At 72.6% G+C, this 15,482-nt stretch carries 19 protein-coding genes; 9 read left to right on the forward strand and 10 right to left on the reverse strand.

The window, feature by feature from the left end:
• Window positions 1–26: 26 nt before the first annotated feature.
• Entirely contained in the window at window positions 27–554 is a 528-nt protein-coding gene (locus ACIPEQ_RS04105; RefSeq protein ID WP_402714163.1) for a DUF6998 domain-containing protein, read from the reverse strand.
• A gap of 101 nt (window positions 555–655) precedes the next feature.
• The gene (locus ACIPEQ_RS04110; protein WP_402714164.1) at window positions 656–1,642 is read right to left on the reverse strand and encodes an AraC family transcriptional regulator N-terminal domain-containing protein; all 987 of its coding nucleotides are present in this window, start codon (window positions 1,640–1,642) and stop codon (window positions 656–658) included.
• Window positions 1,643–1,764: 122 nt separating this feature from the next.
• Here ACIPEQ_RS04110 and ACIPEQ_RS04115 point away from each other — a divergent pair, with 122 nt between their 5' ends.
• On the forward strand, window positions 1,765–2,538 hold the full coding sequence (locus tag ACIPEQ_RS04115) for an SDR family NAD(P)-dependent oxidoreductase (protein ID WP_402714165.1): 774 nt from the start codon (window positions 1,765–1,767) through the stop codon (window positions 2,536–2,538).
• 82 nt (window positions 2,539–2,620) lie between these two features.
• Here the strand turns inward: ACIPEQ_RS04115 and ACIPEQ_RS04120 are convergent, their stop codons facing one another.
• Window positions 2,621–2,836, reverse strand: coding sequence for a DUF1653 domain-containing protein (locus ACIPEQ_RS04120; protein ID WP_402714166.1), 216 nt, complete (start codon window positions 2,834–2,836; stop codon window positions 2,621–2,623).
• A 207-nt stretch (window positions 2,837–3,043) separates the two neighbouring features.
• On the opposite strand from ACIPEQ_RS04120, the gene ACIPEQ_RS04125 reads away from it, so the two are divergent.
• Window positions 3,044–3,796 carry a hypothetical protein gene (locus tag ACIPEQ_RS04125; protein WP_402714167.1) on the forward strand — a complete coding sequence of 251 codons (753 nt, stop codon included), beginning with the start codon at window positions 3,044–3,046 and terminating at the stop codon, window positions 3,794–3,796.
• Window positions 3,797–3,915: 119 nt separating this feature from the next.
• A complete protein-coding gene (locus ACIPEQ_RS04130) occupies window positions 3,916–4,365 on the forward strand; it encodes a very short patch repair endonuclease (protein ID WP_402714168.1) in 450 nt (149 codons plus the stop codon).
• Window positions 4,366–4,448: 83 nt separating this feature from the next.
• Here ACIPEQ_RS04130 and ACIPEQ_RS04135 read toward each other — a convergent pair whose 3' ends face one another.
• From ACIPEQ_RS04135 to ACIPEQ_RS04155, 5 genes are all read right to left on the reverse strand, one after another.
• The gene (locus ACIPEQ_RS04135) at window positions 4,449–5,381 is read right to left on the reverse strand and encodes an NADP-dependent oxidoreductase (RefSeq protein ID WP_402714169.1); all 933 of its coding nucleotides are present in this window, start codon (window positions 5,379–5,381) and stop codon (window positions 4,449–4,451) included.
• A gap of 93 nt (window positions 5,382–5,474) precedes the next feature.
• Complete coding sequence (locus tag ACIPEQ_RS04140) at window positions 5,475–5,930, reverse strand: hypothetical protein (RefSeq protein ID WP_402714170.1); 456 nt, start codon at window positions 5,928–5,930, stop codon at window positions 5,475–5,477.
• Window positions 5,927–6,793, reverse strand: coding sequence for a hypothetical protein (locus ACIPEQ_RS04145; RefSeq protein ID WP_402714171.1), 867 nt, complete (start codon window positions 6,791–6,793; stop codon window positions 5,927–5,929). The genes ACIPEQ_RS04140 and ACIPEQ_RS04145 overlap by 4 nt, the downstream gene beginning before the upstream one ends.
• A gap of 9 nt (window positions 6,794–6,802) precedes the next feature.
• Window positions 6,803–7,108, reverse strand: a complete 306-nt coding sequence (locus ACIPEQ_RS04150) for a hypothetical protein (protein WP_402714172.1) — start codon at window positions 7,106–7,108, stop codon at window positions 6,803–6,805.
• The gene (locus ACIPEQ_RS04155) at window positions 7,101–7,937 is read right to left on the reverse strand and encodes a hypothetical protein (RefSeq protein WP_402714173.1); all 837 of its coding nucleotides are present in this window, start codon (window positions 7,935–7,937) and stop codon (window positions 7,101–7,103) included. The genes ACIPEQ_RS04150 and ACIPEQ_RS04155 overlap by 8 nt, the downstream gene beginning before the upstream one ends.
• 112 nt (window positions 7,938–8,049) lie before the next feature.
• On the opposite strand from ACIPEQ_RS04155, the gene ACIPEQ_RS04160 reads away from it, so the two are divergent.
• The 6 genes from ACIPEQ_RS04160 to ACIPEQ_RS04185 all read left to right on the forward strand — a co-directional run bounded on the left by ACIPEQ_RS04160 (window position 8,050) and on the right by ACIPEQ_RS04185 (window position 14,735).
• Window positions 8,050–10,485 (forward strand): ATP-binding cassette domain-containing protein, encoded by a 2,436-nt coding sequence (locus tag ACIPEQ_RS04160; RefSeq protein WP_402714174.1) that lies wholly within the window; start codon window positions 8,050–8,052, stop codon window positions 10,483–10,485.
• A gap of 166 nt (window positions 10,486–10,651) precedes the next feature.
• Entirely contained in the window at window positions 10,652–10,936 is a 285-nt protein-coding gene (locus ACIPEQ_RS04165) for a hypothetical protein (RefSeq protein WP_402714175.1), read from the forward strand.
• 259 nt (window positions 10,937–11,195) lie between these two features.
• A complete protein-coding gene (locus tag ACIPEQ_RS04170) occupies window positions 11,196–12,041 on the forward strand; it encodes an ABC transporter ATP-binding protein (RefSeq protein WP_402714176.1) in 846 nt (281 codons plus the stop codon).
• The gene (locus ACIPEQ_RS04175) at window positions 12,038–12,853 is read left to right on the forward strand and encodes an ABC transporter permease (protein ID WP_402714177.1); all 816 of its coding nucleotides are present in this window, start codon (window positions 12,038–12,040) and stop codon (window positions 12,851–12,853) included. The genes ACIPEQ_RS04170 and ACIPEQ_RS04175 overlap by 4 nt, the downstream gene beginning before the upstream one ends.
• 53 nt (window positions 12,854–12,906) lie before the next feature.
• Window positions 12,907–14,112, forward strand: a complete 1,206-nt coding sequence (locus tag ACIPEQ_RS04180) for a sensor histidine kinase (RefSeq protein WP_209824931.1) — start codon at window positions 12,907–12,909, stop codon at window positions 14,110–14,112.
• Window positions 14,109–14,735, forward strand: a complete 627-nt coding sequence (locus ACIPEQ_RS04185; RefSeq protein ID WP_250368542.1) for a response regulator transcription factor — start codon at window positions 14,109–14,111, stop codon at window positions 14,733–14,735. The genes ACIPEQ_RS04180 and ACIPEQ_RS04185 overlap by 4 nt, the downstream gene beginning before the upstream one ends.
• Window positions 14,736–14,812: 77 nt before the next feature.
• Here ACIPEQ_RS04185 and ACIPEQ_RS04190 read toward each other — a convergent pair whose 3' ends face one another.
• Both ACIPEQ_RS04190 and ACIPEQ_RS04195 read right to left on the reverse strand, forming a co-directional pair.
• Complete coding sequence (locus ACIPEQ_RS04190) at window positions 14,813–14,995, reverse strand: hypothetical protein (protein WP_402714178.1); 183 nt, start codon at window positions 14,993–14,995, stop codon at window positions 14,813–14,815.
• A 33-nt stretch (window positions 14,996–15,028) separates the two neighbouring features.
• Window positions 15,029–15,325: a hypothetical protein gene (locus tag ACIPEQ_RS04195; RefSeq protein ID WP_402714179.1), complete on the reverse strand. Its 297-nt coding sequence runs from the start codon at window positions 15,323–15,325 to the stop codon at window positions 15,029–15,031.
• Window positions 15,326–15,482 lie beyond the last annotated feature (157 nt).

Consider the following 15,482-nt stretch of genomic DNA (forward strand, 5'->3'; position numbering starts at 1 on the left):
TCGAACGATCCGGGCGATCGCCGCGTTCAACCCAAGGGTCGATCGTCGGCGGGACCGTCGATGCGCCCGTACGCGGCCTCGACCCGGGCGGTGACGTCGACACCAGCCCCCTGCACCTGCCGCACGAGGATCGCGAACGAGTTCGTGTGCTCCACACGCCGTCCGAGCGCTTCCGTCTCGACCCGGCCGACCTCGCGCGCCCATACGAGGTCGTAGGTCGACGCGTCGAACACCAGGAACAGTGCCGCGTCGAAGTCCCACGACCGGAACGCCGAGAACGTCTGCGACCGCTTGTCGTCCGGCCGCACGAGTCGCGCCTTCACCTGCAGTCGCCGCCCGTCGGCGGACCACAGGTCGAAGCTCTTCTCCGAGTTCGGCGCGAGCTCGCCGCCGTAGGCGCGGAGCGCAAGGCTCTCCGCAAGGTCACCGAGCGGCGAGTTCCGTGTCCGAATCAACCCGCGCCGCAACAGCTCGTCGATGACCGCCACCGAGGAGGCGAGGAGCTGCCGCACCGTCAGAGCGGCCGGGTCGAACGGTGGTCGGTGCGTGGGCATGCGCCGAGCCTACGAAGTCACCACAATCTGACGGGAGGCGCGGGACCGGCCGGCACCGCGCCTCCCGGCCGTCCGCGGCTCACCACCCGGACGCAGCGGGATCAGACGGCGACCGCGACCGCCAGCTGCCCCCGCACCACCACCGCATCCGCCGCCGGCGGCCTCCCGTACGCCTCCCGGTAGTCCCGCGAGAAGTGCGACGCACTCCGGAACCCCACCGCAGCCGCAGCCCGCGCCGCAGTGTCCCCGTGCACCACCATCCGCCGCCGCGCCTCCCCCAACCGCGTCCGCTTGAGGTACTGCGCCGGCGTCATGCCCGTCGCCTCCTTGAACCGGGCGAACAACGTCGACTCGCTCACCCGGAGTTCTCGCGCGAGCCGTTCCATCGACCACCCCTCGGCCATCCGTCCGGTGAGCAGCGCCGTGGCTCCGGCGACCACCGAGGGCCCGGTCCCGTCGAGCGCCGCCGTGATCCGCGGCGCCTGTTCGGTCTGGAGCAACCGCAGCACGATCTCCCGTGACACCAGCGGGAAGAGCACGGGAATGTCCTCCGGCGCGTCGAGCAACCCGACCAGCCGGGCGAACGCGTCCGCGAGCGGCGCCGTCCAGCTCCCCAGCCGAGGCAACGACGACACCGCACCGGACGCCGACGAACCCGAAGCAACCGCAGCCGCGATCGCAGCACCAGCCGGCACCGTCATCGAGGCGACGACCTCCCCGACCACCGCCGGGTCGAGCCGCCACACCACGGCGACGAAGCCGTCCTCCCCCGCCGCGTCCACCACCCCGGCGACGACCGGCAGGTCCACGGGCGTGATGATGAACCGCTCCCGCCCCCACACCTGGTCGTCATCCCCGACGATCGAGCGCTTCCGCCCGCGCAGCACGACCGACATCGACGGCTCGTAGCGCCGGTCGAACAGCCCGGTCGGCTCGTACACCTTGGACACCGTCAACCCGAGCGCTTCCGCGTGGTGCGCCGACCCGACACGAGCAACCGCATCCTGCCGGTCCCGCCCCGGCACGGCTGCGTGCGCGGACGCGGTCGCCGCCGCACGGTCGAGGTGCTGCGCGATCCGCTCGTCCACACCGCCACGCTACCCACGCGTCGAGCGCTGCGACAGCGTGCAGGGGTGCCGCTGCGGGATCCGGCAAGCTCCTCGCGGATCCGGGCAAGCCGCGGCGACCGAGCACGCCGGAGCATCGACCCATGACCACCGCACCGAACGACCAGACCACACCCCGCACCGCCCTCGTCACCGGCGCCTCGAGCGGCATCGGCGAGGCCATCGCCCGCGAACTCGCCGCCGCCGGCCTCACGGTCGCCGTCCACGGCCGGAACGAGCAGCGCACCCGCGCCGTCGCCGAGGACATCGAGCGCCAGGGCGGTCGCGCCGTCGCCCTCACCGCCGACCTGTCGCAGAGCCCCGACGTCGTCCGGGCCCTCGCCACCGAGGCCCGGGACCAGCTCGGCGGTCACGTCGACGTCCTCGTCAACAACGCCGGCGTCTACCCGGGAGGCCCCACCGAGTCCCTCGACGACGCCACCGTCGACGCCCTGCTCGCCACGAACATCCGCGCACCCCACGTCCTTGTCGCGGCCCTCGCCCCCGGCATGGCGGAGCGCGGCAGCGGCCACATCGTCAACATCGGCTCGTGGATGGCCCGCGTGGGCGTCCCGTTCATGGCCCTCTACCCCGCCACGAAGGCTGCCGTCGAGCAACTCACCCGCGCCTGGGCCGCCGAGTACGGCCACCGCGGCATCCGCGTCGTCACCGTCGCTCCGGGAGCGACGGCCACCCCGGGCAACGCCGACTCGGCCGACGTCCTCGCCGCGATGACGAAGGGCACCCCCGCGGGCATCCCGGTACAGCCGGTCGACATCGCCCGCGCGGTCCGCTGGGTCGTCTCCGACCAGGCCGCGTTCGTCACCGGCGGCACCATCGACGTCGACGGCGGCATCGCGTCGACGCGGCTGAGCTGACCGCAGCCGAGCGGTCGACGGAACCACGTGACGGACGGGAGGCGCGGTGCCAGCTGGCACCGCGCCTCCCGTCCGTCAGCGCTCAGTCCGTACCGACGAACCGCGGCCCGTCGTACCCGTCCCGTGAAACGTGCGCCGTGAAGTCGGCGAGCGACCGCACCCAGTGCCCGCGCTCCCCGTAGAGCGCCTGGTACACGACGACCGGTTTCTCGGTCTCGACGTCCTTCGCCACGAGGACCACCTCGTACTCCCCGCCCTTGAAGTGCCGGTACCGCCCAGGGGTCACGTCGCTGCTCACCCGCACGATCGTAGGGCTCCTCGCAGCCGCGAGCCGTCGAGGGGTGACCACCCGACGGACGGCAGGCACGCAGGGGTCCGCCACCGCGCCTCCCATCCGTCACCGGGTCGCGTCCGACCGGACTGACCAGGACCGCGGGTCCTGCTTGACTGGACTCACCAAGGGGAACGACGGTCGGCGTGGCCCGACAGCACGAGGGGGAACCACATGACCACGCTCAGCACCCGGGAGCGGGACCGGCGCGGCGGACGCATCGTGCTCGCCATCCTCGCGCTCGTCGCCGCGGCGGTCTCGGTCTGGCTGCACTTCCACACCGGCACGATCCGCCCGTCGGTGTTCTGGGTGCCGACGCTCGTCGGGCTGGCGTACGGAAGTGTCGTGTGGCCGATCGGTCAGCGTCGCAGCTCCGGGTGGTGGCCCAACCTCGTCTGGGTCGGGTTCCTCGGCGTCTTCTTCGTCCTGATCGCGACGAAGACGTTCTCCGCGCCGGCATGGTTCCTCGCCGTCATCGTCGGGGCGCTGCTCACCGAGGCCGTCGTCCCGGCGAAGCGCGCCGCACCGTCCACCGTCGCGAAGCTGCCCCTCGACCAGGTCCGCCCCTGGTCCGGCTCCGGTATCACGGCGGCGGTGACGGAGCGGCCCTTCGGCCAGCCTCACGCGAAGCCGGCCGTCCGCGTGACCACGCAGGACGGGAGCACCGTCTTCCTCGTGATGGCCCTCGCGACGTTCTTCGACGGCGAGACCGGCATCGCGGAGTCCGCGAACGGCGAGCAGCTGACATTCCTCACGCGCAAGGGTGTGGCGCCGAAGTCGTCCGTGCTCGACGACGCGACGCCGGGGTTGGCGGACGGCACGCTGTTCCTCTTCACCGGCCGACAGGACGCCCGGCCGTCCGCGGTCTTCAGCGACGAGGATGCGACTGCCTTCGAGCAGTGGGTGCGGACGATCCCGGAGGACTGAGGAGTCGACCCAAGAGGCGGCGGGTCGGTCGTTCCTGCACAGCTCGACGAGCGTCGAGGCTCCCCACATCGTCGAGGCTCCCCGACCGCGATCCCGCTTCGCCGCGCAAGGCTCGAGTCGTGGAGCAGTGGGAAGCGGACGACGCGCGCCGCCGGCACATGGCGCGCTTCGGTCAACGGGACACCGCGCCCGAGTTCGCTGTCCGGCGGGAACTCCACCATCGGGGCCGCCGGTTCTTCGTCGATCGACAGGTGAGTCGCCGGTGCCGCGTCCGCCCCGACCTCGTCTTCCCCCGCGCACGGGTGGCCGTGTTCGTCGACGGCTGCTTCTGGCACCACTGCGAGGAGCACGTGCAGCTCCCAAAGGCGAATGCTGAGCTGTGGCGGCGCAAGCTGCTGGCGAACCGGCAGCGCGACGCCCGGAACCAGGCGATCCTGACCGCTGAGGGCTGGCGCGTGGTCCGATCGTGGGAGCACGACGACCCCGCGGCGGTCGCAGACCGCGTCGAGGACGAGCTCGACCGCTGGGCCGCCATCGTCGGCCGCCCCGCAGAGCGGAGACGACCGTGAAGGGATGAACCGACGGACGGGAGGCGCGGTGCCAGCTGGCACCGTCCTCCCGTCCGACAGATGGTCGCGACCGCGACCCGCACTCACCAGGTGAGCACGAAGCGTCCTCGCGTCCCACCGGCAGCCAGCCGCTCGTGCGCCTCCGCAGCACGCGTAGCGGGCAGCACCTCGGCCACCCGCGGCGTGAGGACCCCGTCCTCCACCGCCTGCCGCAGCTCCTCGAGCAGGTCGAACGACGTGTACTCCGAGAACACCATGATCCGCTCGAACCGGATGCCGCGAGCGCCGTTGCCCTCCCAGCCCCGAACGTCCGCGAAGAACCCGCCGTCCCGCACCGCGTCGACGACCTCGTCCCGCTGCACCGCGGCGTCGGCGAGCGCGTCGACCCCGTCGTGCTCGATGCCCCGCACGGCCGCTGCGAACCCGTCGCCGCGGCGCACCATGTGGTACGGCCCGAGGGAACGCACGAGGTCCTCGTCCTTGGGCGCTGCATCGGCGATGACGGTGATGCCGCGCTTCTCCGCGAGCTGCACGACGTAGTTGCCGAGCAGCCCTGCGGCGCCGGTGACGGCGAGTGTGTCACCCTCCGCCAGATCGGCTCGCGCGAGGATCTGCAGCGCGGTCAGCCCGTTCATCGGGACGGTCGCGGCCTTCTCGATCGACAGGCCTGCCGGGATCCGCGTGAAGGACCCAAGCGGTGCGACGAGGTACTCCACGTAGGCGCCGCCGTGCTCGGACAACGGCAGGGCGATCGCCATGACCTGGTCACCGACCTGCCAGTCCTCGACGTCGGGTCCGACCTCGTCGATCACCCCGGCGGCGTCCATCCCGGGCACGTACGGCGGCGAGGCTTGGGACGAGTCCCGCTGCCCTTCGCGCAACCCGGTGTCGGTGGGGTTCACGGCGAACGCCTGCACCCGGATGCGGACGGTGCCGGGGCCGGCGTGCGGCTCCGGGACCTCGTGGACGGCGAGGGCTTCGGGCCCTCCGAACGTTTCGACTCCGACGACCTTCATGTCCTCCGGTCTACGCGCCCCGGACCCTGCGGATTCAGCGGACGTTGCAGGAGCGAACGCTTGCGGCGGATGCCGAATCCTCTCGCTCGGTCGTCACGACAGGACCTGGGCGAGCTGGAGGAAGAGCATCGGCAGGAGCGTGCAGACGGCCAACAGCAGGACGACCGCGCACACGGCTGGTGCCGCATCGCCGCTCGGCCGGCCGAGCCGCTCCTGCCGTCGCATGCGGAGGAGGCCTAGGGCGGGCACCCCGATGCCCATGACTGCGGCGATCACGCCCAGCAGCAGCCTGCCGTCGCCGGACCACTGGGTCGACGAGGGTCCCGCGGTGGACAGGATCGACGCCAGTGCCAGAGACCAGCCGATGAACAGGGAGATGATGCTGCCCGCGATCCACCCGGTGCTCGTCAGGTCCTCGCCGCCCGGCTGGCCCTCACCACCCGGCTGGCCCTCGCCACCCGGCTGGCGCTCACCACCCGGCTGGCGCTCGCCACCCGGCTGGCGCTCGCCACCCGGCTGGCGCTCGCCACCGGGACCGCTGCGGGTCACTCCTCGTCGACAGCGTTCGGGTCGACCAAGCACCCGCTCTCGAGCAGCAGGTCCTCGGCGCGCTGTCCGACCGTCGCCCTGCCGTGCCAGTCGTCCGCTACGAACAGGTGGCCACCGCCACCGTCGAACCGTTGGTACAGCTCGTAGCCCTCGTCCTGCAGCAGGCGCAGCGCGGGCTCGCTCATCCGGGCGCCTTCGGCATCGGACACGGTCGCGGACGGCGAGGGCACCGGCGAACCGGACGCCGCGGGCGCGGGCGCCGCCGCGGACGGTGCCCAGTCTGCGACGAACCAGGAGTAGCGCACCATCGTGCCCGCGCTGTGGTTGTCCAGGCGGCAGGTGTCCGTCTCGACCTCGGCCGGCGGCGCCGAGCTGTCCCGCCCCATCGCCGCGACGACCCGGTCGCCGAGCGCCCGCAGCTCCTCCTGCGCCTCCGCCACGGTCCGCGCCGTCTCCCCGTCCGTCGGCGGCTGCGCACGCTCGGCGGCGTCGGAGGCCATGCGCGCCCCCTGGAAGAACGGCAGCGGCAACAGCGTGACCCCGCCCAGGGCAGCCAGGAGCAAGCACATGGTCGGACCGACGATGCGCGCCGATCGGCCGTCGCGCCGCTCCCGGCGGAGGCTGAGGAAGCCCCAGAACGGCACGCCGAAGCCGAGCGCCGCGGCGATCAGGTAGGCGAGGAGCATGCCGCCGTCGGACCAGCGGCCCGACCACGGTCCGGCGGTCGACAGGACGGAGGCCAGCGCCAACCACCAGCCGACGAACAGCGCGACGATGCTGCCCGCGATCCAGCCGCCGGCGCTCGCACGGCCCTCTCCGCTCGGAGCGCCGCTGCCCCTGGTCCCGTCATCGTCCGTCGTCACGCTTCCCCCTCAGTTCCACGTCCGCATCGCCACGACCACCGCGACCGGCAACGACACCGCGAGCACGATCCCCACGACGACCGCCAGCGTCCGCGCCACCCGGATTCCCTGCTGTCCGACCCAGATCAGCAGCAGGATCGCCGCCAGGTAGAGCGGCGGGACGAACAGCAGCGGCACGAAGCCGAGCCCGGTCCACTCGACGAGCGCTCCCGCGAGCATCTCGTATGCGGTGCAGCCGGCAGCCACCAAGAGCGCGACCCAGACGCCGACGGGTGTCCGACGTCCCCGCGCACCGACAGACACGTGCTCACTCATCCTCGTCGTACCCGTCGCCCGGTCCGCCCGCCAGGCAGGTCGTCTCGAGGTCCACCTCACCCGAGAGCTTCGTCACCCCGGCGTACGCCTCGTGCAGCCATCCGTCCCCGTACCCGCGGACGTCCCAGCCGAGCGGGTCCGCATCCCGGAGTCCGGCGTCACGGAAGACGTCCTGCACGGGAGCGATCCGCTGCTCGAGCTCCGCCGCAGGTAAGTCGTCGGCCTCGCGCTCCGCATCGGAGCGCGGGTCGTCCTCCGGCACCGAGGTCGCGGACCACCGCCACCGGTACTGCGTGCCCTGGTCGAGGTTCGACAGGGCGCACGCCGCGGTGTACTGCCCGACCTCCCCGGAGCCGAACTCTGCACCCATCGCTCGCACCGCGCGCTCCCCCACGGCCGTGAGGTCCTGCTCGGCCTGCGCCTGCGTCCGGCTCGTCTCGATCGCGGTCGGAGGCTGCGCCCGCTGCTTCTCCTCCGCAGCCCAGCTCTGCGCGATCCCGACGGTCGGGTACCCGAGCGACACGGCCGCGAGGACCGCGAACACCGCGCACGCGATCGGCCCGACGAGCGTCACCGACCGGTTCCGCCGCCGTTGCACCAGCAGCACGACGATCCCGGCCAGCGGCACCCCGGCGCACACCACCGTGACGACGATGCTCCCGATCGTCTGGTTCGAGAGCGTGTGCGTCGAGTTCCCGGCGCCGTTGTACCCGGCGAGCGCGACCAGCAGCCACATCACCCACCCGGCGGGCAGCAGCAGCCCGCTCGCCACGATCCACCAGATGCCGTTCCGCCGCCTCGGCGGCGACCACGCGACGTCGTCGACCATCGATCCCCCGTTCCCCACGACCACCGTACCCACCGACGGGAGGCGCGTGACCAGCCCGCCCCGCGCCTCCCGTCCGGAACACCAGCCGACGGTTCCGCCTACGCTCGAACGAATGCCCGCCCCGCACCACCCTGCCGACCAGCCGTCGCCGTCCGACGGGTTCATCCGCGTCCGCGGCGCCCGTGAGCACAACCTGCAGGACGTCGACGTCGACATCCCCCGCGACCGCATCGTCGCCTTCACCGGTGTCTCCGGCTCCGGCAAGTCGAGCCTGGCCTTCGGCACGGTCTTCGCCGAGGCACAGCGTCGCTTCCTCGAGTCCGTCGCCCCGTACGCGCGCAGGCTCATCGCGCAGGGTTCGACCCCGCACGTCGACTCGATCACGGGCCTGCCCCCGGCCGTGGCACTGCAGCAGCGCCGCGGAGCCCCGAGCACCCGCTCGACCGTCGGCACGCTGACGACGCTGAGCAACTCGGTGCGCATGCTGTACTCCCGCGCCGGCACCTACCCCGAGGGCGCCGAGCAGCTGTACTCGGACTCGTTCTCGCCGAACACCGTCGCCGGCGCCTGTCCGCGCTGCCACGGACTCGGCACCGCGCACGAGGTGACCGAGGCTTCGGCGGTGCACGACCCGTCGCTGTCCATCCGCGACGGCGCGATCACCGCGTGGCCCGGTGCCTGGCAGGGCAAGAACCTCCGCGACGTGACCGCGGTGCTCGGCTACGACATCGAGCGTCCGTGGCGGGAGCTCCCGCAGGAGGACCGCGACTGGCTGCTCTTCACCGAGGAACAGCCCGTCGTCGAGGTCCACCCGAAGCGCGACCGGGTGGCGAAGCCGTACAAGGGCCGGTTCTGGAGCGCACGGCAGTACACGCTCCACACCCTCGCCGACTCGCAGAGCGAGACGCAGCGGAACAAGGCCCTGCGCTTCGTCGAATCCGGCCCGTGCCAGCTCTGCCACGGCTCGGGGCTGACCCGGGCAGCCCTCGCGGTGACGTTCGGCGGCCACTCCATCGCGGAGTTCAACGCGCTGCCATTGTCCGAGGTCGCCGAGGTCCTCCGACCGGCTGCGACACTGACCGACCCGTCGCCCGCGCAGAGCCGGGTGACCTCCGGGGAGCGGTCCGAGGTCGCGAAGTCGATCGCCGCGGACCTGCTCGGTCGGGTGGAGGTCCTCGTCGGACTCGGCCTCGGGTACCTCGGGCTCGACCGCGCGACGCCGACGCTGTCCCCCGGTGAGACGCAGCGCCTGCGGATCGCGACGCAGCTCCGGTCGGGGCTGTTCGGCGTCGTCTACGTGCTCGACGAGCCGAGCGCTGGGCTGCACCCGGCCGATGCGGAGTCCCTCGTGCAGGTCCTCGACGACCTCCGCGCGAGCGGGAACAGCGTCTTCGTGGTCGAGCACGACATGGACATCGTCCGGCGAGCGGACTGGATCGTCGACGTCGGCCCGGGTGCCGGTTCGGGAGGTGGACGTGTGCTCTACAGCGGGCCGCCCGAGGGGCTCGCCGACATCCCCGAGAGCGTGACACGGCGCTACCTGCAGCCCCGGACCTCGCCCGTCGAGCACGAGCAGCGCGAACCCGTGGGGACACTCGAGCTCCGTGACCTCACCCTGCACAACCTGCGAGGCCAGGACGGGAACGGGCTCGACGTCGACCTGCCCCTCGGGGTGATGACCGCCGTGACGGGCGTCTCGGGTTCCGGCAAGTCCTCGCTCGTCGGCGGCGTCCTGCCGACGGTCGCCACGCAGCACCCGCTCGTGTCCCGCGTGGTCGAGGTCGACCAGAAGCCGATCGGTCGGACGCCCCGCTCGAACCTCGCGACCTACACCGGCATGTTCGACGCGGTCCGCCAGGCCTTCGCCGCGACGGAGGACGCCCGGGAGCGCGGCTGGACCGCCGGCAGGTTCTCGTTCAACGTCGAGGGCGGCCGCTGCGAGGTCTGCCAGGGCGAGGGCTCGGTCTCCGTCGAGCTCCTGTTCCTGCCGGGCAGCTGGGCGCCGTGCCCGGAGTGCCACGGCGCCCGGTACAACGCCGAGACGCTCGAGGTCCGGCGGAACGGGTCGACCATCGCGGACGTCCTCGGCATGACCGTCGACGACGCGTCGGAGGCCCTCGCCGACCTGCCCGCCGCCGCGCGCGCGCTGGAGGCTCTGCGGAGCGTCGGCCTCGGCTACCTCCGGCTCGGCCAGCCCGCGCCCGAGCTCTCCGGCGGCGAGGCCCAGCGCATCAAGCTCGCCACCGAACTCCAACGCGCCCGCACCGGTCACACGCTGTACCTGCTCGACGAGCCGACCACGGGCCTGCACCCGGCGGACGTCGAGCTCCTCACCGCCCAGCTGCAGCGCCTGACCGACGCGGGCAACACCGTCGTCGTGGTCGAGCACGTGATGTCGGTCGTGGCGCAGGCGGACCACGTCATCGACATGGGGCCGGCCGGCGGCGACGAGGGCGGCCAGGTGGTCGCGTCAGGCGCCCCGAGCGAGGTCGCGGCAGCGGCCGTGAGTCGGACCGCTCCGTACCTGCGGGCGGCACTGGGGAGTTGACGGACGGGAGGCGCGTCACCAGCCCGCCCCGCGCCTCCCGCGGACGCTCAGCCCCTTTCCGCCAGGATCGCTGCAAAGCTAGGGTGTGCACTGACATGCAACTGGGGCCGTCGTACTGGGTGCTCGAGGCGCTCCCGCAGCTGCTCGAGCGGAGCTGGAGCACCACGTGATCTGGATCGTCGGCGCCGCCCTGATGCTCGTCGGCTTGCTCGGCTACACCGGGCTCTGGCGTGCCTGGGCCAAGGACGGCCTGTCGTACTGGGTCTTCGGCCTCTTCTGGTTCGGCCTCGGCATCGTCCTCGTGAGCATCGTCCTCGCGCTGCCACGCCGCCCGGACTGGCTCTTCTGGATCCCCGCGGTCGTCGCCCTGCTCGGCGCCGGCTCGACCTGGTACCTGCCGCCGGCGCTCACTCCGCGCTGGTTCCGCGCACTACGCAGCAGATGGCGCTGAGCCGTCGCCGAGGTCCGGCACACCGACCACCGTCCGCACGTCGACGGCACCTGCTCCGGCGCCCATCGCCCGCTCGCTGATGGCCTGCTGGGCCGCCGCGGGACAGTTCTCCGCCCGGCGGGAAGCTGGACCGAGCTGAGCCGGGCCGAGCCGAGCCGGGCCGAGCCGAGCCGGGCCGCTGGGCATCCTCCGATCGGAGGATGCACCTCCGCCCGCCCCTCCGATCCGCCGGAGCCCACCCGACCGTCAGGCTGGACGCATGTCCACCACACCGGCCGTCTCGGTCGAGCACCTCACGAAGCAGTACCCCGGCGGCAGGACCGCCGTCGACGACGTCTCCTTCACGATCGAGCCCGGCGAGACCTTCGCGCTGCTCGGCCCGAACGGTGCCGGCAAGTCCACCACGGTCGAGATCCTCGAGGGCTTCCGCTCCCGCACCCGCGGCGAGGTCCGGGTCCTCGGACACGACCCCGCGCACGCCAGCCGCAGCCACAACGTCCGCGTCGGCATCGTCCTGCAGACCAGCGGCGAGTCCCCGAACGTCACGGTCGCCGAGCAGCTGCAGCACTTCCGCCACCTGTACCCGCGCAGCCGCCCCGTGGACGAGCTCCTCGCCGCCACCGGACTCGAGGCCCAGCGGAACACCCGCATCAGCCGCCTCTCCGGAGGGCAGCGCCGCCGCGTCGACGTCGCCCTCGGGATCATCGGCCGACCGGAGGTCCTGTTCCTCGACGAGCCGACCACCGGCTTCGACCCCGAGGCCCGCCGGCAGTTCTGGCAGCTGATCCGGAGCGTCAGCGCCGAGGGCACCACCGTCCTGCTCACCACGCACTACCTCGACGAAGCGGCGCACCTCGCGGACCGGGCCGCCGTGCTCGCCGGCGGCCGACTGCTCGACGTCGCCCCCATCGACGCGATCGGGGGGCAGGACGCACGCACCCCGATCGTCCGGTGGCAGGACGACACCGGCGCGCAGCACGAGCGCCGGACGACCGACCCGACCGCACTGGTCCGGAGCACCACGACCCCGATGCACGCGCTCGAGGTCGTCCGCCCCTCGCTCGAGGACGTCTACCTCACCATGATCTCGGAGCACGCAGCATGAACCCCGCAGTCAGCATCCGCCTCGGCGCCCACCGCGTCGCGTACGAGCTCCGGTCGTACTTCCGCGCACCGGACTCGGTCTTCTTCACCTTCCTGTTCCCGATCGTCATGCTCGCGCTGTTCTCGGTGGCGTTCAGCAGCGCCTCCGACATCCAGGCGGGCCCGGGCGTCAGCGTCGACTACGCCACGTACTACCTGCCCGGACTCGTCGCCACCGGCTTCCTGCTCTCCGGCACGCAGGCACTCGGCGTGGACATCGCCGGCGAGCGCAGCGACGGCACGCTCAAGCGCCTGGGCGGTACCCCGCTGCCGGTCGTGAGCTACTTCGTCGGCAAGATCGGCATGGTCCTCGTGACCTCGATCGTGCAGACCGCACTGCTCCTCGTCGTCGCGGGCCTCGTGTTCGGCGTCGACCTGCCGACCGACGGCGGTGCGTGGGCGCGGTTCGCCGGCATCATGCTCCTGGGTGTCGCGACGGCGAGCGTCCTCGGCATCGCGATCTCGGCGCTCCCCCGTGAGGGCCGCCGCGCCACCGCCACGGTCGTCCCGATCGTCCTGGTCCTGCAGTTCATCTCCGGTGTGTACCTCCCCTTCACCCAGCTGCCCGACTGGCTGCAGACCGTCGCGGGCGTCTTCCCGCTGCGCTGGATGGCATCGGGGATGCGCTCGGTCTTCCTGCCGGACGCGTTCGCGTCCGCCGAGCCGGGAGGCGCGTGGCACCTCGGACTCGGAGCCCTCGTCCTGGCAGCATGGCTGGTCGTCGGTACCGTCGCGTGCCTCCTGACGTTCCGGTGGAACCGACGGGACTCCTGATCGTGCCTGTGGAGAACGCCCGCACCGGCCGCACTCGATGGGATGCTGTCGGCATGGACCGGATCACCAGGCACCGCAACTGGGGACTGCACGTCGCGGTAGCAGTCGCCGTCGCGCTCGTGTCGGTGATCGCAGCGACCGACTGGTCGCCCTGGCCGTCACGCTGGCCGGCCTTCGTCGCCCTCGGGCTGCTCACCCTGGCGTACGTGACGTACGGCTGGCGTGGGTACGACGAACCCCGCGCCGCAGCAGCCTTCGTGCCGTTGCTCGTGGTCGTCGCCCTCGTGCTGCCCGCGGTCGTGCCGAGCACCGCGTTCGTCCAGTCCGTCCTGTTCCCCGTGGCATGGTGCCAGGTCGAGCGCATCCGCACCGCCGTCTGGGTCTCGGTCGCCATCGGCATCGCGTCGGGCGTCGGCCTGCAGATCGCGTCCGGCCCGGACGCCCTCGCCGGCACGATCATCATCGAAGCGATCAGCGTCCTCGGCGCGTGCGCGCTCGGGCTCTGGATCTCCCGGATCGCACGGTTGTCCGACGAGCGCCGCAGGCTCATCGAGCAGCTCGAGGCGACGCAGCAGTCCCTCGCCGAGGCGAACCGCGCTGCCGGCGTCACGAGCGAACGGGAACGCCTGGCCCGCGAGCTCCACGACACCGTGGCGCAGGACCTCGCCGGCATCGTCATGCTCACCGAACGGGCACGCGCCGACCTCGCCGCCGACCGGCCCGACCGGCTCGACGAGCGCCTCGCCGTGCTCGAGGAGTCCGCCCGGACCGCGCTCGAGGAATCACGGGTCCTGGTCGCGGCCGGCGCAGCCGGGGTCGCCAGCGACGGCCTCGGCGCTGCACTGCACCGACTCGGTGAGCGCTTCACCCGCGAGACCGGCATCCCGGTCGTGGTCCATGCCCCGGACTGCCCGCTCGACCGCGACGCGCAGGTGGTCCTGCTCCGCGTCGGACAGGAGGCCCTGGCCAACGTCCGCGCGCACGCCCGTGCGGCCTCGGCCCGCGTCGCACTGCACGTGGACGGTCCGCGCACCGTCCTCCGTGTCGAGGACGACGGCGTCGGCTTCGACGCCGACGCTCCGACCGCCGGGCACGGCCTGCGCGGGCTCCGCGACCGGCTGGCCCTGGCGGGCGGGACGTGCGTCGTGCGGTCGGCGCCGGGGACCGGCACCGTGGTCGAGGCATCCGTGCCCACCGGAGCCGAGCCGAGCCTCCAGTCCGCACCGGCGCAGCCGACCGCCACGGGAGCGGCACGGTGATCCGGGTCGTGGTGGCGGACGACCACCCCATCGTCCGCGCGGGCATCGTCGCCCTGCTGCAGGACGCCGACGACGTCCGGGTGATCGGCCAGGCCAGCGACGGTGACGAAGCCGTCGCGACCGTCCTGGCGGAGCGTCCCGACGTCGTGCTCATGGACCTGCGCATGCCCGGGTGCAACGGGGACGAGGCAACGGCACGCATCCTCGCGCGTGAGCCGGGCATCCGCGTACTCATCCTCACCACGTACGAGTCCGACGACCAGATCCTGGCGGCGATCGAGGCCGGCGCCTCGGGGTACCTGCTCAAGGCGGCGCCCGAGTCCGAGATCCTCGCGGGCCTCCGCGCCACCGCCCGGGGCGAGACGGCTCTCGCACCCTCCGCAGCCGCAGCGCTCGTGCGCCGGACCACCGCGAAGGCCCCGGTCGGGCCGGCGCTGAGCCCGCGCGAGCTCGAGGTGCTCCAGCTCGTGGCGCAGGGGAACTCGAACCCCGCCATCGGCCGCACGCTCTTCGTCAGCGAGACCACGGTGAAGACGCACCTCGGGCACGTGTTCGAGAAGCTCGGCGTGAACGACCGCACCCGGGCGGTCACCCGCGCGATGGAGCTCGGGATCCTCCGCTGACGGACGTCCTCGCGGGTTCGATGGCGGTCGATCCCGGGAGCAACGGCAGGTTCAGCGGTCCGACCTCCGTCGGGCGCTCACCGTCCACGCTCTCCGCGGTACCAGCGAGGTCGGAGCCGCCGCGGAACGCCGGACAGCAGGATCCACAGGCCGAGCCCACCGGCGACGGCGGCGCAGACCGCGAAGACGAAGGAGAACCCGAAGACCGGCGTTCGGATGAAGCTCGCCGCGAGCCCCATCGACAGCACTGCCAGACCCAACCAGAACCACCCGAACCGCGATCATCGCCCAGATCATCCGAGGATCCCCTTCCACACGTCGTGCACGCCCTTCGCGAAGTCCGATCCCTCGTCCACGTCCTTCAGCTCGTCGCCGAGCACCTCGCCGCCTGTCCCGCCGAGCCGAACCCCGATGGCGCTCCCGACGATACCGCCCACGACCATCCCGACCCCGGGGAACAGCGCGGCTCCGACGGGGCCGCCGATCCGTGCACCGGCCGCCGCTGCGTCGACCGTCGCGCCTCCCTCGACGACGGTGGTCGTGACCGCGCTCTCAGTGCGTCGCGAGTCGGACCGACCGGGGTGGTCCACTTCGTCGTCGTGCCACTCCGCAGCACGCCGCCGCACCACGCCGACGTGGAACGACGACGCCGACGTCGTACGACATCGCAATCGTCGTACCGAGTCGACTGCTCCGAGCGCACCGACCCCCACACGCACCACGCACCACGCACCACGCACCACGCAC

The organism is Curtobacterium sp. NPDC087080 (genome assembly GCF_044745105.1).
Classification (GTDB): Bacteria; Actinomycetota; Actinomycetes; order Actinomycetales; family Microbacteriaceae; genus Curtobacterium.